At 54.5% G+C, this 18,058-nt stretch carries 16 protein-coding genes; 10 read left to right on the top strand and 6 right to left on the bottom strand.

Going from position 1 to position 18,058, the window contains the following annotated elements; all coding sequences use genetic code 11:
- Positions 1 to 64: 64 nt before the first annotated feature.
- Positions 65 to 1,000: a glutathione S-transferase family protein gene (locus tag ACIGCM_RS04450; protein ID WP_397500803.1), complete on the top strand. Its 936-nt coding sequence runs from the start codon at positions 65 to 67 to the stop codon at positions 998 to 1,000.
- A 54-nt stretch (positions 1,001 to 1,054) separates the two neighbouring features.
- Here ACIGCM_RS04450 and yejK read toward each other — a convergent pair whose 3' ends face one another.
- Both yejK and ACIGCM_RS04440 read right to left on the bottom strand, forming a co-directional pair.
- Entirely contained in the window at positions 1,055 to 2,059 is a 1,005-nt protein-coding gene (gene yejK, locus ACIGCM_RS04445) for a nucleoid-associated protein YejK (RefSeq protein ID WP_397500802.1), read from the bottom strand.
- A gap of 81 nt (positions 2,060 to 2,140) precedes the next feature.
- Entirely contained in the window at positions 2,141 to 3,484 is a 1,344-nt protein-coding gene (locus tag ACIGCM_RS04440) for a TAXI family TRAP transporter solute-binding subunit (protein WP_397500801.1), read from the bottom strand.
- A gap of 229 nt (positions 3,485 to 3,713) precedes the next feature.
- Between ACIGCM_RS04440 and ACIGCM_RS04435 the strand changes: the two genes are divergently transcribed.
- On the top strand, positions 3,714 to 4,004 hold the full coding sequence (locus ACIGCM_RS04435; protein WP_397500800.1) for an encapsulin-associated ferritin-like protein: 291 nt from the start codon (positions 3,714 to 3,716) through the stop codon (positions 4,002 to 4,004).
- 61 nt (positions 4,005 to 4,065) lie between these two features.
- On the opposite strand, the gene yjeH is transcribed toward ACIGCM_RS04435, so the two are convergent.
- Positions 4,066 to 5,340, bottom strand: a complete 1,275-nt coding sequence (gene yjeH, locus ACIGCM_RS04430) for an L-methionine/branched-chain amino acid transporter (protein ID WP_397500799.1) — start codon at positions 5,338 to 5,340, stop codon at positions 4,066 to 4,068.
- A 185-nt stretch (positions 5,341 to 5,525) separates the two neighbouring features.
- Between yjeH and ACIGCM_RS04425 the strand changes: the two genes are divergently transcribed.
- The 5 genes from ACIGCM_RS04425 to ACIGCM_RS04405 all read left to right on the top strand — a co-directional run bounded on the left by ACIGCM_RS04425 (position 5,526) and on the right by ACIGCM_RS04405 (position 11,961).
- Entirely contained in the window at positions 5,526 to 5,948 is a 423-nt protein-coding gene (locus tag ACIGCM_RS04425; protein WP_397500798.1) for an Lrp/AsnC family transcriptional regulator, read from the top strand.
- Between the two features lie 2 nt (positions 5,949 to 5,950).
- Complete coding sequence (gene sbcD, locus ACIGCM_RS04420; protein WP_397500797.1) at positions 5,951 to 7,165, top strand: exonuclease subunit SbcD; 1,215 nt, start codon at positions 5,951 to 5,953, stop codon at positions 7,163 to 7,165.
- Between the two features lie 71 nt (positions 7,166 to 7,236).
- Positions 7,237 to 7,932, top strand: a complete 696-nt coding sequence (locus ACIGCM_RS04415) for a ZIP family metal transporter (RefSeq protein ID WP_397500796.1) — start codon at positions 7,237 to 7,239, stop codon at positions 7,930 to 7,932.
- Between the two features lie 135 nt (positions 7,933 to 8,067).
- Positions 8,068 to 8,412 (top strand): GNAT family N-acetyltransferase, encoded by a 345-nt coding sequence (locus ACIGCM_RS04410; protein ID WP_397500795.1) that lies wholly within the window; start codon positions 8,068 to 8,070, stop codon positions 8,410 to 8,412.
- A gap of 114 nt (positions 8,413 to 8,526) precedes the next feature.
- Positions 8,527 to 11,961 carry an SbcC/MukB-like Walker B domain-containing protein gene (locus tag ACIGCM_RS04405; RefSeq protein WP_397500794.1) on the top strand — a complete coding sequence of 1,145 codons (3,435 nt, stop codon included), beginning with the start codon at positions 8,527 to 8,529 and terminating at the stop codon, positions 11,959 to 11,961.
- Between the two features lie 54 nt (positions 11,962 to 12,015).
- Here ACIGCM_RS04405 and ACIGCM_RS04400 read toward each other — a convergent pair whose 3' ends face one another.
- Complete coding sequence (locus ACIGCM_RS04400; RefSeq protein WP_397500793.1) at positions 12,016 to 12,192, bottom strand: hypothetical protein; 177 nt, start codon at positions 12,190 to 12,192, stop codon at positions 12,016 to 12,018.
- 21 nt (positions 12,193 to 12,213) lie between these two features.
- On the bottom strand, positions 12,214 to 12,573 hold the full coding sequence (locus ACIGCM_RS04395) for a hypothetical protein (protein WP_397500792.1): 360 nt from the start codon (positions 12,571 to 12,573) through the stop codon (positions 12,214 to 12,216).
- Positions 12,574 to 13,095: 522 nt separating this feature from the next.
- On the opposite strand from ACIGCM_RS04395, the gene ACIGCM_RS04390 reads away from it, so the two are divergent.
- The 3 genes from ACIGCM_RS04390 to ACIGCM_RS04380 are packed head-to-tail and all read left to right on the top strand — an operon-like array spanning position 13,096 to position 17,070.
- Positions 13,096 to 14,505: a sodium/glutamate symporter gene (locus ACIGCM_RS04390; protein WP_397500791.1), complete on the top strand. Its 1,410-nt coding sequence runs from the start codon at positions 13,096 to 13,098 to the stop codon at positions 14,503 to 14,505.
- Entirely contained in the window at positions 14,505 to 16,133 is a 1,629-nt protein-coding gene (locus ACIGCM_RS04385; protein ID WP_397500790.1) for an amidohydrolase, read from the top strand. Before ACIGCM_RS04390 ends, ACIGCM_RS04385 begins: the two co-directional genes overlap by 1 nt.
- A complete protein-coding gene (locus ACIGCM_RS04380) occupies positions 16,120 to 17,070 on the top strand; it encodes a CobW family GTP-binding protein (protein WP_397500789.1) in 951 nt (316 codons plus the stop codon). The genes ACIGCM_RS04385 and ACIGCM_RS04380 overlap by 14 nt, the downstream gene beginning before the upstream one ends.
- Before the next feature lie 6 nt (positions 17,071 to 17,076).
- Here the strand turns inward: ACIGCM_RS04380 and ACIGCM_RS04375 are convergent, their stop codons facing one another.
- Positions 17,077 to 17,973: a LysR family transcriptional regulator gene (locus ACIGCM_RS04375; RefSeq protein WP_397500788.1), complete on the bottom strand. Its 897-nt coding sequence runs from the start codon at positions 17,971 to 17,973 to the stop codon at positions 17,077 to 17,079.
- Between the last annotated feature and the right edge of the window lie 85 nt (positions 17,974 to 18,058).

Raw genomic sequence — 18,058 nt, 5'->3', positions numbered from 1 at the left:
GCGTTATGCGCTTACAGATTCAGCGCGTAAGCTAGTGATCTATTAATAATTAACGGAGACCGCCATGCACGAGTTGATCCTGCACCATTACCCAACATCGCCATTCGCTGAGAAAGCGCGCTTGATGCTGGGCTTTAAGCAGCTCTCTTGGCGCTCGGTGATGATCCCTCCGATCATGCCAAAACCTGATCTGACTGCCTTGACGGGGGGCTACCGTAAAACCCCTGTGTTGCAGGTCGGTGCCGATATTTATTGCGACACGGCGTTGATTGCACGTCGCCTTGAAGCTGAAAAAGCCACGCCTACGCTGTTTCCCCAAGGCAGCGAGTTCACTGTATCCAGCTTTGCCCTGTGGGCCGATTCTGTGGTGTTTCTGCATGCGGTTAGCCTGGTCTTCCAGCCGGAGTCTATTGCAGCGCGTTTTGGCAAGCTGCCGCCAGAGTTTCTTAAAGCCTTCGTTGCTGACCGCTCGACTTTGTTTGATGGTGGTTTAGCCACACGTCTGCCTGCGCCGCAGGCTGCCCACCAATGGCCAGCCTTGATGCAGCGTTTGCAGCAACAACTGGACGCGGGCAAGGGTGACTTCCTGTTTGGTGACGCCTCGATTGCCGATTTCTCTATGGCTCATGCACTGTGGTTCTTGCGCGGAACGCCGGTCACCTCACCTTTGGTCGATGACTACCCAGCTGTTGCAGCGTGGTTAGGGCGTGTGCTCGGCATGGGCCATGGCTCTCTGAGCGAGATGAAAGGTGAGGAGGCGATCAATATCGCTCGCGATTCCACACCTGCAGCGCTGCCGGACGAGCAGTTTGTTGATCCAAACGGCTTCAAGCCGGGTCAACAGGTCAGCATCAGCGCCGTTGATTACGGGGTTGATCCAGTGGCCGGTGAGTTGGTGTTCTGTGGCAGTGAAGAGCTTATCCTGCGCCGCGAAGACCCACGCGCCGGCACCGTACATGTTCACTTCCCGCGTCTGGGCTTCAAAATCAGCGCCGCGTAACCCGTCTTGCTCTCAATAAAGCGCCCGGTTCTTGCCGGGCGTTTTATTGGGTGTCTACTTGCGACGTTTAAGTTGGTCGGTGAGCTGCGTCGGTAGATTGCGGATGGTTAAAGTGTCTTGTGCTTCGTCGTACTCCACCTTCGAGCCCAGCAGATGGGACTCAAAGCTGATCGACAAACCTTCTGCGCGGCCGGTAAAGCGACGGAATTGGCTGAGTGTGCGCTTGTCTGCTGGGATCTCTGGCGAAAGTCCGTAATCTTTATTGCGGATATGGTCGTAGAAGGCTTTTGGGCGTTCTTCATCGATCAAGCCTGAGAGCGCTTCAAGCGTCATCGGCTCACCGATCTTGGCTTGGCTGGTGGCGTAATCAACCAAGGTATCGGTTTTGGCTCGGGCCATATCTTCTGGCAAGTCTTCGGTTTCGACGAAGTCGCTGAAGGCTTTGAGCAGGGTGCGTGTTTCACTGGGTGAGTCCACACCTTCCTGGCAGCCAATAAAATCGCGGAAGTACTCGGAAACCTTTTTGCCGTTTTTGCCCTTGATAAAAGAGATGTACTGCTTGGAATTGGCATTGTTGCGCCATTCCGAAATATTGATCCGCGCCGCTAGGTGCAACTGGCCCAAATCGAGATGCTTAGCCGGGGTGACATCCAGCGCATCGTTTACCGCCACGCCCTCGCTGTGATGGAGCAGGGCAATGGCCAGGTAGTCGGTCATGCCCTGTTGGTAATGCGCGAACAGCACATGACCGCCCACCGATAAGTTGGATTCTTCCATCAGCTTTTGCAGGTGCTCAACGGCTTTGCGGGTAAAACCGGTGAAGTCCTGGCTGTCGTCGAGGTATTCCTTGAGCCAGCCGCTGAAGGGGAATGCGCCGGATTCTTCATGGAAGAACCCCCACGCTTTGCCTTGCTTGGCGTTATAGCTGTCGTTGAGGTCGGCGAGCATATTCTCAATCGCCTGCGAGGCACCGAGCTCGGTTTCACGGGCATGCAGAATGGCGGGGGTGCCATCTGGTTTTTTGTCGATCAGGTGGACGATGCTGTGGCGGATCGGCATGGTGACTCTCTTAAAATTCAAAACGGGTTGCGGGGCAGTGACTGTCAGCAGGCCTCCGCGAATGAATACTAGTTTACCTGATTAACCGACGGACTCATCGTTGTCCTGACGACGCTTTTGCAAGGTTTGCAGGCGTTCGATCACGTAGCGCAGGTGAACGTGCAGGTCATACAGCTCATTGGAGTAAGACAGTGGCACATCAACGCTGGCCAGCTCGTCTTGCAGTTGATCCAGGCGTTCAATTTCAGCGTCCAGATGCTCCGGCAGGCTGCCCTTGTCCAACTGGCGGTCGATCTCGCGCAGGTATTTGTACCAGCGATAAATCCGCGCCCGAATCCGCCAGCGATACAGCGGGCCGACGGCTTTGAACAGCGGGAAGAGTATGACCAGCAAGGGAATCAACAGAATGATGTAGCGATCAGCCAGTGAGGCAAAACGAAATGGCAAGTAGCGTTGCAGCAGCGGCAAGCCGTTTTTGTAGAAATGGTCGGCATCGCTGGACAGTTCAAAGGTCTGTGGTTCTGCACTGGGGAAGGCACCGGCTTTATCCAACAAACTGCCGCTTTTCATCACTTCGCGGCTGGCGTTTAGAAACAGAGCGGCCAAGCCCGGATTGAAGTCATCATTGACTACCAGCGTGGCCACTGGCGACAAGGTTTGCACGCGTCGCGCCGGGACATTCTGCGCCAGGTTGAGCAAACCTTCGCCAATTGTCAGGCGATTTAAAAAGGGTAAGCGGGCCTCGTAGGCATCGGCGCGGTGGAAGTCAGCCAGCAAGATGTCTGGTGAGGCTGCGAGCTTTTGCACATTGGCATTTTCTGCTGGCCCCACAAAAAAACCGGCATCCAACTCGCCGTTGAGCAAAGCATCTGCCGCTTTGCTGCCACTGATCGCCTGCCAGTTGGAAGGGTATTGATCTGGGCTGATGGCGTTGGCGGTTAAAATCGCCTCGGTCACAGCCTGAGTGCCGCTTCCCGGGCTGCCAGTGGCCAGACGCAGCGGCAGCAAGTCCGCAATCAGGTCAAGCTTGCTGTCTTTGCGGTAAAACAACCAGAGCGGTTCGTGATACATCGCCCCGAGTGTTTGCAGTTTGTCTCGCTGCTCAGCGCTAAGCTGTCGCTCCAAACCGCTCTGGACCAAGGCGATTTGTATACCGGAGTCTTCATCAAGCAGTTTTTCAAGGTTGTCACGGGAGCCATTGCTGGGTTTGAGCTTCAACTCAAAACCGTCTTTTTCCAGCTCTGCTTTGAGCTTTTCGGCAAAGATCCGGTAAGCGCCGCCTTCGGCGCCTGTTGCCATGGTGGCACTGAGCGGCGGCGGCGGGGAAACAAAGTAAAACACCGCCCCGACTAATACACCCAATACCGGCACCACCCAGAAATTGGCCAAAATCATTATTTTCAGGTCATTCAAAAAGCGCGGCATGGTGCTTCCTTATCAAAGATCCTTTATCAGAATAGAGCGTTGCGGCGCTCAGGGCTAAGATTGCATGACCCGATTTAATAAATAATTGGCTGAAAATAGGCGCTGATGGATAGTTTGATACCCAGCGCCAAGGCACAAACTGCTATAAGGTAAAACGCGTGACGCATTGTTTGATGCCACAACGCGCCCTAAGAACACCGTGCATACGGTGCCTGATCTGGAGATGAATATGTCGAATGAAGGTTATCACGAGCCCATCGGTGAATTGACCGATGAAACCCGCGATATGCACCGTGCGATTACGTCACTGATGGAGGAATTGGAAGCAGTTGACTGGTACAACCAACGGGTTGATGCCTGCAAGGATGACGAGCTTAGAGCCATCCTGATTCATAACCGCGATGAAGAAAAAGAGCATGCGGCCATGGTCCTTGAGTGGATCCGCCGCCGCGATCCGGTGCTCAATGATGAACTAAAAGATTATCTGTTCACCGAGAAGCCCATCGCCCATAAGTCTTAGCTTGTTTTGAGTTGCAGCCAAGGCCGTCATGCTGCCAGCCTTGGCTGACTTTGCCCGAATCTTAGGGCTGAAGCGTCCCTTGTTTTGCCGCAAGTGCAAGTCGCCAACTGTTAAGCTTGTCAATAATCAGCAGCGCAACAAAAAGGCCCAGCGCGTAACTTGCATCGAAGCCCAGAAATGCCAGCACGATTGAACACAGCAGGGCGCTAAAGGCTGCTAACCAACGACCAATGCCTTTAAGCAACAGCCAGCCTGCAACCATGCTCAGCAGGTAGATAAGGACAAAGTTGCCGTTGGCGTAGCGGATCAGTTGATCAATCGAGACCGACAAACTCCAAGCCAGTGTCGCGCAAACTGCGCAGATCAGCACCACCAAGAGTAAGGCGCGACTGGGTACGCCGTGCTGATTGCGCTGAGCCAAGCTGGCCGGGAGTTTTTGTTCATCGGCAAGGCTCCAAATCAACCTTGAAAAGCCTTGGATATAGACATTCATCGAGGCAAAGCAGGCCAGATATCCAATGATCGCACTGAGCCAGCGGGCTTTGTCGCCTGCAAGCATGTCGAGTACGCGTGGCAGTGAGCTGGCATCGGTACTGACGTCGCCATAAACCTTGAAGCTCAGTACCGCAACCGAGCATGCCCAGTACACCAAACCGGCCAGCAATACTCCAAGCAATAGGGCGATGGGGAAGTCGCGCTGAGGATTTTTAAACTCTTCACCCATGTGGGTAAACGCCTCAATCCCAACGAAACACCAAAACATTACCCCCAGTGCGACCGGAATCAAACTCCAATCGCTGTTGGCTGGCAGCAGCGTTTGGCTGCTGCGCGGTAAATTCCCGGCCCACCAGATGTAGCCGATGGTGGCGATGATGGCCAAGGCGATTGCGCTCTGGATCATGCCTGATGCTTTGGCGGGGCGCTGACCGAGCAATAAAATCAGCCCCAAGGTGCCCAGTTGTACCATCAGCAATTGACCACTATTAAGGTCGAACAATGCCTGCCAGAAACCGCTAGCGATATTGAGGGCCGCCGGTAATCCAACCGGCAGTACGGCCAAAAACAGCAGCGCACTAACCCGTTCCATACGCGCGCCTAATGCACGGCCAATCAAATGCGGAGCACCGCCCGCGTGAGGGAAGCGTCGACCCAATTGGGCGAAGGTGAACGCAACGGGCAACACCAGCACAATCAATATCAACCATGCCCACAACGATGCTTGCCCTGCACTGGTTGCAGCCAAAGCTGGGATAATAAATATTCCGGTGCCCAACAGTGATGTGCTGAGTAAGCCGATGCCTTGCAGCAGGCTGAGTTCTTGGTTAAGGCGGCTCATGGGGTATGCTCTGCTGGCTGTTCGTATGGGGCTGGTGCAGCACGCTTTTAGTTGCGCTGTAGAGCCGCTGGTTAGATGGCTCAATATTAAATCGGCGGCGTGTTTTAGCGTTCGCGCGAAATGGCGGTAGTTACCGTTAAAATGACGGAAATAGCCGTCAACTTGTTTGCCTGGGATATTTTGACGTGGACAAATTTGATCAACAGATAATTGCCCTGTTGCGCGGCGATGCACGTTTATCCGTTAGCCAGATCGCGCGGGAGATAAACCTGTCGCGCTCGGCAGTGGGCGAGCGCATTCGTCAGCTCGAAAACAAAGGCACCATTCTTGGTTACCACGCCCATCTGGCCGAGCCCAGTGCGGTGATGGTCAAAGCCTATCTTGAGTTGTTTTACAGCGGTGGCCGCTGTGAGAACTATGTAGAGCGCATGCGTTCTTTCAGTGAAGTGCGCCGTTGCAGTGGTATCAGTGGCGAGACCGATATGCTGGTCTATATCGAGGCACCCGACATGCAGCGTTTTAGTGAGATCCGTGGCGAGATTGAAAACTACCCGGGCATGCAGAAAGTTAAAACCCACGTCATCGTCAAAGATTGGGTGCTGAGTTAATCATGCGAGTTTTGCATACATCCGACTGGCACCTTGGCCAGCACTTTATGGGCAAGACCCGCCAGTTCGAACATCAGCAGTTTTGCCGCTGGTTGATTGAACAAGTGCAAGCGCATCAGGTTGATGCCTTGATTATTGCCGGTGACATCTTCGACACCGGTGCGCCACCAAGTTACGCCCGCGAGCAGTACAACCGCTTCATCGTCGAACTGCGCAACACAGGTTGTGAATTGGTTGTGTTGGGCGGCAATCACGACTCGGTGGCCATGCTCGGCGAAAGTAAAACCCTGCTTGAGCAGCTTGATACCCGGGTGATTCCCGGTGTCTGTGAAGACATTTCTGAACAACTGCTGGTGCTCAACCAGCGTGATGGAAGCCCGGGTGCACTGCTCTGTGGTATTCCCTTTATTCGCCCACGCGAGGTGCTGCAAAGCCAAGCGGGGCAAAGCGCTGCTGAAAAACAGTTGTCTTTGCAACAGGCCATTGCCGGCCATTACCAGGCATTGTTTGACTTAGCCCAAGTGAAAAAAGCCGAGTTGGGCGGTAACCTGCCCATTATCGCCACGGGTCACCTGACAACGGTTGGGGCCAGCGCCAGTGAGTCGGTGCGCGAGATTTATGTGGGTGCCCTTGAGGCATTTCCAACCAATGCATTCCCGCCGGTGGACTACATTGCACTTGGGCATATCCACCGGCCGCAGAAAGTCGCAGGGCTCGAGCATATTCGTTATTGCGGCTCACCCATTGCCCTGAGCTTTGATGAGGCGCGTCAACAAAAAGAAGTCCTGCTGGTTGAGCTCGATGCCAATGGTTTGCAGCAAGTGACTGTATTGCCCGTGCCGCGAGTGCAGCCTTTGCTGTCATTACGTGGCTCGCTTAAAGAGCTGCAGCCAGCCATTACCGAAGCGGCTAAACAAGGCACAGATGCGCAGCCTGTGTGGTTGGAAGTTCAAGTCAGCACCGATGATTATCTGAGCGATTTGCAAACGCGAATCGCCGCGATGTGTGAAGGCTTGCCCGTTGAAGTGCTGCGCATCCGTCGAGAACGTGGCGCAGCGACCGCCAGCCTGTTCAGCGACTCGAAAGAGACACTGGATGAGCTCAGCCCTGAGCAAGTATTTGCCCAGCGCCTTAGCAGCGAGTCATTGGATGCGTCAGAGCAGCTCAGGTTGGCCGCCCTGTACCGACAAACCCTTGAGCAACTGCAAGGCGAATAGAACGGGCGGGTATTCCAGAGGTCTGCAGTAATAACCTGTAACCTTTTATCACCCATCGTGAGCCCCAACCAATGCTAACCATCATTGTCATTCTTGCTGTATCAGGCGCTTTGCTACTCGGTGCTGCCTGGGGCATTTACGGTGGCCTGTCGAAAGCGGTAGAAGGTTTTATCGTAGCTCTTGCTGGCGGTGCGCTGATTATTTCGGCGGTGCTGGAGTTGATTCAGCCTGCGACTGAAAAGGCTTCACTCTGGGCTGTTTTTGCCTTTGTGCTTTTAGGGGCCGCGGTATTTACCGGCTTGGATTATCTGGTGAAAAAGAAATGGGGCTCAGGCAGCGGTGGTGGGCTCTTGGCTGCAATCACCCTGGATGGCATTCCCGAGAACCTCGCCTTGGGAGTCGCCCTGATTGGTTCAGGCCCGATGCAGGTCGCGGCACTGGCAGGCTCCATATTTCTATCTAATTTGCCGGAAGCAGCAGGCGGTGCCAAAGAGATGGCCAAGTCCGGGCACTCCAAGGCCAAGGTGTTTGGTCTCTGGGCCGCCACCGCCGTGCTACTTTCAGCCGCCGCCCTTGCGGGCAATTTTCTGATGACCGATGTGCCAGAGAGTACTCTGGCATTGATCAAGTGCTTCGCAGGCGGCGCTGTAGTAGCCTCACTGGCAACCGAAGTCTTCCCCAAAGCCTTCAAAGAAGATGCCTACTGGGCCGGTATCGCCACAACCATCGGCTTGATCCTGGCGCTGTATTTGGATCAGTTGGGGTAGGGTGGATGACGCTGTATTCATCCACCATGCGTAATCAACTTGGGTAGGTTAAATCGGCTCACCCGCGCATTTCGATGATGTGCGCTATGCGAGCGAACTCGTACAAAAAAATATGCGTCCTACTATGTCCGACATGTGTTGAGGTGGAGCCCGGATGAATTTCTAGCGGCGTGGGAAACGCTAGAAAATTACAGTGTTTTCAAGGGGCAATTTCAAGTCGGTTTTTTTAGCTTGAGTGAACAGGCCGGTGATCTATATATCCGGGACTTACAGTTGTCCCCCACTTGCACAGGACAAGGAATTGGCACTTGGGTTCTGTCCGAAATAGCATCGATGGCTACGCAGCGAAATTGCCAATCTATTCGTTTGAAAGTATTTGCTGATAATCCGGCGATATCGCTCTATCGCCGAAAGGGGTTCGATGTTGTTGGGCACGAGCCTCATCTATTGCGCATGGAGCTTCGGATTGCGTGCCGGTGAAATGGTGGCTAAAAAGAGCGTTAGCCACCCTACGATGCTCTGGCGATTGCGAACCGCTGCAAGGCCCTTTCGAAAATGCCAGAATAGCCGTTCACTTCAGCCTGCGACCCTTGCATGAAAATCCTCAGCCTGCGCCTTAAGAATCTCAACTCACTCAAGGGCGAGTGGAAGGTCGATTTCACGGCTGAGCCGTTTAAGGACAATGGTTTATTCGCCATTACCGGGCCGACGGGGGCGGGCAAAACCACCTTGCTCGATGCGATTTGCCTGGCCTTGTATCACCGCACGCCGCGAATGAGTACGGTGTCTGCTGGCGGTAACGAGCTGATGACGCGGCACACCGCAGAGTGTTTGGCTGAAGTCGAATTTGAAGTCAAAGGTGTGGGCTACCGGGCGTTCTGGAGTCAGCGGCGTGCGCGGGATAAAGCCGATGGGGCGTTGCAGGCACCTAAGGTTGAGCTTTCACGTATCAGCGACGGGCAGATTGTTACCGATAAGATCAACGAGAAACTGCGCGAAACCGAACGCCTGACCGGCCTCGACTTTGAGCGGTTCACCAAGTCGATGCTGTTGGCTCAAGGTGGCTTTGCCGCCTTTCTTGAGGCCAATGCCAACCAACGTGCTGAACTGCTCGAAGAGCTTACCGGCACTGATATTTACGGGCAGATTTCCCAGCGAGTGTTCGAGCACACCCGTGAAGTGAAGGTGGCGCTCGATCAACTGCGGGCCAAAGCCGAAGGGGTTGAGTTACTCAATGCTGATCAGCGTACAGCGTTAACGGAAGAAGTTGCACGTCTTACCCTTGATGAACAGCGTATGGCGACCGAGCAAAGTAAGTTGCAGGCGCAGCAACAGTGGCGCGAAGCCAAGGCTAACGCACAGGCGCAGTTGCAGCGTGCGCAACAACAAGCGGTTGCAGCACAACAGGCACAGGTCGAGGCTCAGCCACAGATTCAACGGCTAACTGCCAGTGAGCCGGCCAGTCAGTTGCAACCGCTTTACCACGCGCTGCAGCAAATCAACCAGCGCCTGCATAACAGCCAGCAACGTGCCCAGCAATTGCACGAACAGCACAGTGCTGCGGTGCAGTCTGTTTGCCAGCAGGCTTGGCAAGGTCAGCAGTTGAGCGAGCAAACGCTGCACACTGAGCAGCAGGCGCTGGATACGCTGCACAAAGATGCCGACCGACTCGCCCAGCGTTTGGCCGTACAGCCACAACGTGCCCAGTTAGGCGAGTATCTAAATGCCTGGCAGCAGCAGTTTGCGGCGCTGCAAAACAGCCAGCAAGAGCAAGTCGCGGAGCAAACCCGGCAGCAACAAATCAACCAGCAACTTAGCCAGCTAAGCGGTGAGTTGCCGCACTTTCAGTTGGCATTAACAACCGCTCAAACGCGACTGGCTGAAGCTGAGCAAGGGGCGAAACAGGCGCAACAACAACTCGACGCGTTGTTGGCAGGGCAATCGGATGCGGCGCTGCGTGAGCAGTCACAGCACCTGACTGATCGTGCTCGTCAACTTGAGCACCTTGAGGCGCTGGCTCACCAACGCCAGCAGCATACCGAGCAGTGCACGCTGGCGCGAAATCAGTTAGTCGCGCAACAAAACGAGTTGGCTCGGCTAAGTCAGCAGCGTGATGCGCTGCGCAGCCAGTTTGTTGATCTCAAACAGCAGATTAGTGATAAGCAAAAGCTGCTTGAACAGGAGCAGCGAATTAAACAACTGGAGCATTATCGGGCGGCATTGCAACCTGATGAAGCATGCCCATTATGCGGCTCACATAACCATCCTGCGATCGCTGAATATCAGGCTCTGAACCTGTCTGAAACAGAGCAAGCACTGCAAGCCAAACAGTTTGAGCAAGATGCAGTGCGCAGCCAAGGCGAAGCGCTAAGTGCCAAGCTCGAAGTCACCAAAGCGCAAGTTGCTCAAAGCGAAATGCAAATTGCCACGGGTGAAAAAGCCATGGCCGAAGGCGATCTTCTTTGGCAGCAGAGCTGTGAGCAGTTGGGGCAAGCCCTTGCCGACGTTACCGAAGTGCTTGCTGCCCAACAACTCAACGGCCAGCATATGGCCCAGCAACAGCAGCGTTTGGTTCAGCTCGATCAGCTTAAACAGGCCGCGCAGTTTAGTCTGCAACAACAGATGCAGGCTGAACGTGAAGTGGGGCGTTGCAATTCCCAGCTGGAATCTCTGACCACAGAGCAAGCCAATCAACAACAACGCCAACTCGACAGCGTTAGCGCACTGCGAAAGCTTGAGGCTGATCATGAACGTTGCTTGGCCGAACTGCGGATTAGCCTGCAAACCTTGGGTTTTAACCTGCCTGATAAACCCCGAGAGTGGCTGCAAGAACAGCAGCAGGCATGGCAAGAATGGCGCGCTGATCAGGCGTCTAGCCAAACGCTCGATAAGCAGATCACCGAGCAACAATATGCAGCGCAACAGGCTCAGGAACAGGCGCAAATTTGGCAACAGCGCTGGGCTGAACAGGGGGAGGAAAATCGTCAATCGCTGACGCCAGTTGCCGATTCAAAACAGCAATTACTAGCCTTGCACAATGCTTGGCAACCCGCTCAACAGCAGTGCAATCATTTGCATGGCCAACTGCAAACGGTGCTCAAGCAGATTGAGGTCGAACAAGATGAACACCGGGTTCAAGCCGATGTCTGGCAAAGCGCGTTGGTGGCCAGCCCCTTTGCAGAGGAGGCTGAATTTTTGGCGGCGTTACTCGACGATGAGCAACGCCAAGGTTTGCGAGCGTTACAGCAACGCTTAACCCGTGACATCACGGCAGCGCAGGCGTTGGTGCAAGATTGCGATGGGCGGGTAAGTGATTTGCAGGCGTCTGAACAGGCGACAATATTCAACGAAATCAGCGATGAGCAGATCGCGACCGATCTGCAAACACTTAGCCGCGAACTTAAAGCACTGACTGAGCGCCGGGGGGAAATCCGCGCTCAGATTCAAGGTGACGATAGCCGTCGGGAAAGCCAGCAAGGCTTGTTTGCACAGATTGCCGCGCAGCAAGGCGATTACGATTTGTGGCAACAGCTCAACAGTTTGATTGGCTCGGCAGACGGGGCCAAGTTCCGCAAGTTCGCCCAAGGTCTGACCCTTGATCACTTGGTCTATCTGGCCAATCAGCAGCTTGAGCGTCTGCATGGGCGTTATCAGCTGGGACGCAAAACTCAAGGCGAGCTAGAGCTTGAGGTGATTGATACCTGGCAGGCCGATGTTGCCCGCGACACTAAGACGTTATCCGGCGGGGAGAGCTTCTTGGTCAGTTTGGCGCTGGCCCTGGCGTTGTCGGATTTAGTCAGTCATAAAACCAGCATCGACTCGTTATTTCTCGATGAGGGCTTCGGTACGCTGGATGGCGAAACCCTGGAGGTGGCACTCGATGCGCTGGACAGTCTCAATGCCAGCGGCAAGATGATCGGCGTGATCAGCCACGTTGAAGCGCTGAAAGAGCGTATCCCTGTGCAATTGAAGGTGCACAAAGGGATCGGCATGGGCTACAGCGGATTGGATAAACGCTTTGCCGTTTAGAATAGGGCCGCTGTATAACTTAGGGCTGAGTGATACAGCGGTTATTTTGACAGCTCAGTCCGAGATGTCGATCATCATGCCGATCCCGGCACCAATCATTCGACCTGCATCTTGATCCCCTGCCATACGGCCGACCCCACCGCCAATCATGCCCCCCGCCACGGTTGCACAGGCTGAGAGAATAAAGGTCGCGCATATCAGCGCTGCGGTTACCGAGTAAATTCGCTTCATCTGCTTCGCTCCCAAGTGGGTTCAGTGTTTAGCCTTAACCACAGCCTGCCAGAGCACACCCATTGTCGGCATGCTGCGCTGCGAGGGGTTAGCTTCGTACCAGTCGGTGATGCGCGCTTCGATTTCTGGCAGTTTCAGACCCGCCACGCCATTGGCTATCTGGGCACCCATTGGCGGTGCCTCAAGGCCATGCTTTTTGGCGTAGGCAGCCTCGGCGATCAACATGTTGGTGACGCCGATCATGAAGGCGTGACGTTCACTGCTTGATGAGTTCAACCAGTCATTGCCATCGACCACTACGGGCGAGGCTTTCTGCTCGGCGAATCCTGCGCTGCAAACCAGTGCCAAGCTAAGCGCAATGATGTATTTGCTCCACTTCATGTTTCTCTCCTGTAAAGCATTAAACCTGGGGTATGCCTACATATGAAGGCGAGTCGTCCACGAGTGAAGTAAAGCAGCTGGCTAGATTTTGGCGACTGCTGCGTTCCGCTGATCTATAGCCATAGAAAATACCGCTGAAACAAGTGGCGTTGGTGATGTGTGGACGGGCAACGATAGCGCTCTTGAACTATTTGAACTTGGGGTGAACTGAGTAAGGCTGTGCGTTAGTAAGGTTTGCAGTGGGGCTAAATCCTGTATTGAGTACGGTGATCAAAAAATATACAAAATGATGATGCTTGATAAGTATCAATGATTGCCTAATTGATATTATACAAATCATTATCAGCGTTCTAAGTTTGGCTGTCGCTCGTGACCAAGCGGTCTGCTTGGTGATCGGTTTGCCTTTGTGGCTCGCCAGGTTCAATCGGCCGTAAATCAAAACAACACGTGAGCTTTTGCCCACAAGAAAATGCAACACGTCTATCTGCCATTCCAAAAATAAGCATATGTAGAGGACAGACAATGGAAAGCACATTCCACGGAGTAATGGCTTTTGCCTTGCTCGCCAGCATGCTGTTGCTGGGCAGTGTCTTGCGTAATCGAATCGGCTGGCTTCGCAGCTCTCTCGCCCCAGCAAGCATTATTGGCGGCGTACTCGGGTTCGTCTTGCTATCCATGGGGTTGATTCCAGGATTTAAAGCCGATGATTTCCAAGCGTTAACCTTCCACTTCTTCACGCTCAGTTTTATGTCCTTGTGCCTTACCGGGAAGAGTAAAAATACGTCTCTTTCCGGGGGCAGCGTGGTGCGTGGCGGCTTATGGCTGACGTTTATCTGGACCATCAGCCTGGGCCTGCAAGGCGTGATCGGTTACCTGATGATTGTGGGTTACGACGCCGTTACGGGTTCCAACACCAGTGCATGGCTGGGGGCGATTGTGACCCACGGTTTCACTCAGGGACCAGGCCAGGCGCTGACCTATGGCGGCATCTGGGAAAGCCAGTATGGCGTCAAGAACGCGGCGCAAGTGGGCATGATTTACGCGTCACTGGGCTTTTTGGTGGCATTTCTAATTGGTGTGCCCGTGGCGAAGCGGTTTATTCGCGGTGGTCTTAATGCCAATAAAGCCTCAAATATTGATGAGGCATTCAAGTCTGGCTTTTATGCAGCAGAACAGGCTCCGGGTATGGGAAAGATGGTTTCGCACCCCGCAAATCTCGACTCGCTGGGTTATCACCTTGGGTTGCTGGGCGTTGCCTACCTGATCACCTACGTGTGGCTCAGTTTTATCCAGACGCATGTTGCGGGGCTGTCCGTCGGGGGTATCAACCTCTCGGTACTGTTCAGCTTCAATATGTTTTTTGTGCATGGGTTAGCTGTTTGCGTATTGATGCGCCTTTGTATTGATCGGCTTGGCCTGTCGCATCGGGTGGATGATGAAAGTCTTAAACGCATTACCGGGTCATCTGTGGATTTCATGGTGGTGGGTACGCTGATGAGCATTCAGTTCACCGTGCTCTATGACCTGCTGACGCCGATAATGCTGGTTACGGTGGCGGTGACCATTGCCACGCTGATTGGCTGCTTGCTGCTTGGCAAGATGAGCGGGGTATTGGGCCGGGAGAGGGCACTCACAGCCTTTGGCTGTTGCTGTGGCTCGACGGGCACCGGTCTGCTGCTATTGCGCATGATGGATGCTGATTTCAGCACTTCGGTGCCCAAAGAGTTGGCCTTCTTCAACTTGGCAATCATCTTCACCAACTTCCATATCCTGTTCTTCTTTGCGCCGCTGGTGCCCTCGCTGGGCGGCTGGACTTACTGTCTGGTGTTTGGTGGCACGGCCCTTATTTTCCTGGCGGGCATTCCTTTACTGATGAAGCGACGCACGCAAACAACACCCATGCCGCACTTACAGGCTAAGGAGTCCTGCTAATGAGCATTACCGTTTACGCCGCCAAACGCATTCTGACGATGAACCCCTCGCAGCCGGAAGCCACCCATATCGCTGTGCGCGATGGCCGAGTGCTGAGTGTTGGCCCGCTGGCAACGATGGATGAGTTAGGTGAATACACGCTGGATCAGCGGTTTGCTGAAAACATTATTCTGCCGGGCTTTGTTGAGGGCCACAGTCATGCGCTTGAAGGTGCAATGTGGAATTACCTGTACCTTGGCTACTTCGACCGAATTGACCCCGAGGGTGTGAACTGGCCAGGTGCCAATAGCCTTGAGGTGATGCAACAACAGTTGCGAGAGGGAGCCGCACGGCTGCCTGCAGGTGAGCCATTGATCGCCTGGGGCTTTGACCCGGTTTACTTCGAGGGCGACAGGCTTGATCGCCGGGTTTTGGATGCAGCGGTGAGCGACCGGCCGGTGATCGTGATGCATGCGAGTCTGCATGTGATGTCGGTCAACACCCAGATGCTCAGGTTATCCAACCTTGATCAACATGCCGGTGTCGAAGGCATCATGCTTGATGCGGCTGGTCAGCCCAACGGCGAGTTGCAGGAAATGGCGGCCATGCATGCTGTTTTTGAAACACTGGGGCTTAATCTGTTTGAAGCCGTCTCGACCCCGAGCACCTTGCAGCGTTATGGCAAAGTTGCACGTAATGTTGGGGTCACCACCATTACCGACCTGTATAACCCCCTGACCGATGCGGGCATCGCAGCGTTGCAAGAAGTGACCTGTGCTGATGATTTTCCTGTGCGCCTGGTGCCGGCAATGAGCGCTCTGGCCTGGACACCGGAACAGGGTGTTGAGCGATTACACCGTTGTATCGAGTTGAACAGCGACAAGCTGCATTTTGGTTTGGTCAAGATGATGACCGATGGCTCCATCCAAGGTTATACCGCTCGAATGAAGTGGCCGTATTACCACGATGGGCACCCCAATGGCATTTGGAATGCACCGCCAGAAGCGCTGCGCAAGATGGTACAGGTATACCACCAAGCGGGTCTGCAATTGCATATCCATACCAATGGCGATGAAGCTGTTGAGTTGATGCTGGATGCAGTTGAGGAGGCCCTGGACATGTGGCCGCGTGCAGATCACCGGCATACCTTGCAGCACTGTCAGGTGATAGACCACGCGCAGCTACGGCGCACCGCAAAGCTTGGTCTTTGCCTGAATATGTTCGCCAACCACCTCTATTACTGGGGCGATATACACCGTAGCCGTACCCTGGGCTATGAGCGCAGCCGCAGACTTGAGCCGCTGGCATCCGCCAGGCGCTTGGGGATTCCGACAGCGGTGCACAGTGATGCTCCTGTAACACCTCTTGGGCCTTTGTTTACGGCCTGGTGCGCAGTTATGCGTGAAAGCGCGTCCGGCGAGGTGCTCGGTGAGCATGAACGCGTCAGCGTCGCTGAAGCGCTTGAGATGATAACTCTGGGTGCTGCATATACCTTGCGGCTCGATCACCAAGTCGGCAGCCTTGAGGTCGGCAAGTTCGCGGACATGGTGGTGCTAGAGCAGGACCCACTGACCGTTGAACCTGCCCAGTTGCGAAATATTGCGGTGCTGGCAACGGTGCTTGGAGGAAAGGTCAATGCCAATACCTGAACCCGTTCCTTTTACGGTCATCACCGGTTTTCTCGGCGCGGGCAAGACCACTTATCTCAATACACTCATTGGCCAAGGCTTGCCGCGTAACAGCCTGATCGTGGTCAATGACTTTGGCGATATCAATATTGATGCCGAGCTGATTGAGTACCGCGACGAGCAGATTATGCGCCTGGGTAATGGCTGTATTTGCTGCACACTTGGCGGTACGCTGGCTGAGCAACTGGCCCAGGCCATGCGCTTAGAAACACGACCGGCGGCTATCTACATCGAGGCAAGCGGTGTGGCGCAGCCCACGCGTATTGCGGATATCGCCAGAACTTCACGTCAGTTGCAGTTAGCCTCTGTGGTTTGCTTGGTAGATGGCAGTCAGATCACCAAGCACGCAGCGGATCGCTACACCGCAGAGGTTTGGCGTTCGCAGATTGCAGGGGCCAGCCAACTGCTGGTCAATCGTCTGCCAGCCGCCCACAGCGAAGCCTATAGCCAAGCGTTGGCGCTGCTTAAACGTCTTAACCCTGATGCTTGGCTTGATCCCTGTGGCGGCTCAACCGAGGCTGTCGGTTTGCCGCGATTGCCCATGCCTCATCGTCCCCTTGTACCCGTCCAAAACGTAAAAAGTGATGCAGCTTGGGGTTCTGTTAGCCTGATTTATCGCTCGGCCATTAGTGGTCAGCGACTTGAGGCGTTACTGCAGGAATATAGCGATGTTGTGCTGCGCGCCAAGGGCATATTGGCGCGGGCAGGGCACAACTTGCCGCACGTTTTCCAGTTGAGCGGTGGCTTGAGCAGTTGGTTGCCTGCGCGTCGGGCTCCGGCTGCCAATCAATTGGTCTGCATCGGCATCAAAGGGCAACGCTTTGAGGCACTGGTCACTGAGCTGAGGCAACTGGACTGCAGTCCAAGAGCTGCTCTGCCCCAAGCGCAGTCCGCGTAGGTCACATCAGTTCTTGGGGGGCGGGTACTGCCTGAGAAAGTCGATAAACTTCTGTTGGACCGGAGTAATGTCGGACTTTAACCAGGCGGCCATAGTGCAGAGCCGGGCGTCGATACCTTTGAGCGGCACCAGTACCACCCCTTTGCGGTTGTAGTTGGCCGCACTTTCAAGGTGAATGGTCACGCCAATATTGGCGGCTACAAAGCCAAAAATCCCCTCACTGTTGAATGCTTCTTGCGCCACTTCAGGCAAGAAGTTTGCACTCAGGCAAAGTGCATCCAGGTGGCGGCGGAAGTAGGACCAATGACTCACGCTGCCTAATACGAATGGCTCCTTGGCCAGCTCGCTAAGTGAGAGCTCTGACCTGCTGGCAAGGGGGTGAAGATAGGACAGTGCAGCGACAAATCGGTCGCGCTGGAGCTCAATACTCTCGATGTTCGGCTCAATCAGTGGGCCGGTTAGAAACGCGAACTCAATGGAGCCTTCTTTAAGCAATTCCAACTGCTGCTCGGTCGAGCCAAAAATCAGCTCAGCCCTGATTTCGGGGTAGCAACGATGAAACCCTTCAAGTATTGATGGCAGCTCGCCCGAGACCGCAAAATCGGTATAGCCAATTCGGAGCTGGCCAATTTGCCCTGCGCCGGCCTTGCGCGCCTGTAGCACCGCATTTTCCAGCTGCTCAAAGATTGTCTGGCTACCCGCGAGAAATACCCGTCCGGCTTCAGTCAACTCAACCCGGCGGTTACTGCGCAGCAAAAGCACCTCACCCACAGACTCTTCCAATTGCTGGATAGTCCGGCTCAGTGCGGGTTGCGCTAAGTTCAGGCGTTCAGCTGCCCGGCGAAAATGAAGTTCTTCGGCAACGGCTTCAAAGGCGCGTAAGTGGCGTAGATCAATCCGCATAACAATACCTGGGGCGCATCAGTAGCTGATAGTTTGATCTTATACAGGTTATGCCGCAGGCTCCATAGAACCAGTCTTTGAAGCA

It is taken from the genome of Pseudomonas sp. NPDC078700 (assembly GCF_044542375.1).
Lineage (GTDB): Bacteria > Pseudomonadota > Gammaproteobacteria > Pseudomonadales > Pseudomonadaceae > Aquipseudomonas.
Note: the sequence above shows the minus strand (reverse complement) of the source record. Positions and strands in the feature narration are given on the sequence as shown.

Excerpts from the sequence above, each read along its gene's own strand:
- ACIGCM_RS04405 (WP_397500794.1), top strand. The coding sequence starts at position 8,527 with ATGAAAATCCTCAGCCTGCGCCTTAAGAATCTCAACTCACTCAAGGGC.
- sbcD (WP_397500797.1), top strand. The coding sequence starts at position 5,951 with ATGCGAGTTTTGCATACATCCGACTGGCACCTTGGCCAGCACTTTATG.
- yejK (WP_397500802.1), bottom strand. The coding sequence starts at position 2,059 with ATGCCGATCCGCCACAGCATCGTCCACCTGATCGACAAAAAACCAGAT.
- ACIGCM_RS04400 (WP_397500793.1), bottom strand. The coding sequence starts at position 12,192 with ATGAAGCGAATTTACTCGGTAACCGCAGCGCTGATATGCGCGACCTTT.
- yjeH (WP_397500799.1), bottom strand. The coding sequence starts at position 5,340 with ATGAGCCGCCTTAACCAAGAACTCAGCCTGCTGCAAGGCATCGGCTTA.
- ACIGCM_RS04385 (WP_397500790.1), top strand. The coding sequence starts at position 14,505 with ATGAGCATTACCGTTTACGCCGCCAAACGCATTCTGACGATGAACCCC.
- ACIGCM_RS04395 (WP_397500792.1), bottom strand. The coding sequence starts at position 12,573 with ATGAAGTGGAGCAAATACATCATTGCGCTTAGCTTGGCACTGGTTTGC.
- ACIGCM_RS04415 (WP_397500796.1), top strand. The coding sequence starts at position 7,237 with ATGCTAACCATCATTGTCATTCTTGCTGTATCAGGCGCTTTGCTACTC.
- ACIGCM_RS04435 (WP_397500800.1), top strand. The coding sequence starts at position 3,714 with ATGTCGAATGAAGGTTATCACGAGCCCATCGGTGAATTGACCGATGAA.
- ACIGCM_RS04440 (WP_397500801.1), bottom strand. The coding sequence starts at position 3,484 with ATGCCGCGCTTTTTGAATGACCTGAAAATAATGATTTTGGCCAATTTC.
- ACIGCM_RS04390 (WP_397500791.1), top strand. The coding sequence starts at position 13,096 with ATGGAAAGCACATTCCACGGAGTAATGGCTTTTGCCTTGCTCGCCAGC.
- ACIGCM_RS04380 (WP_397500789.1), top strand. The coding sequence starts at position 16,120 with ATGCCAATACCTGAACCCGTTCCTTTTACGGTCATCACCGGTTTTCTC.
- ACIGCM_RS04375 (WP_397500788.1), bottom strand. The coding sequence starts at position 17,973 with ATGCGGATTGATCTACGCCACTTACGCGCCTTTGAAGCCGTTGCCGAA.
- ACIGCM_RS04450 (WP_397500803.1), top strand. The coding sequence starts at position 65 with ATGCACGAGTTGATCCTGCACCATTACCCAACATCGCCATTCGCTGAG.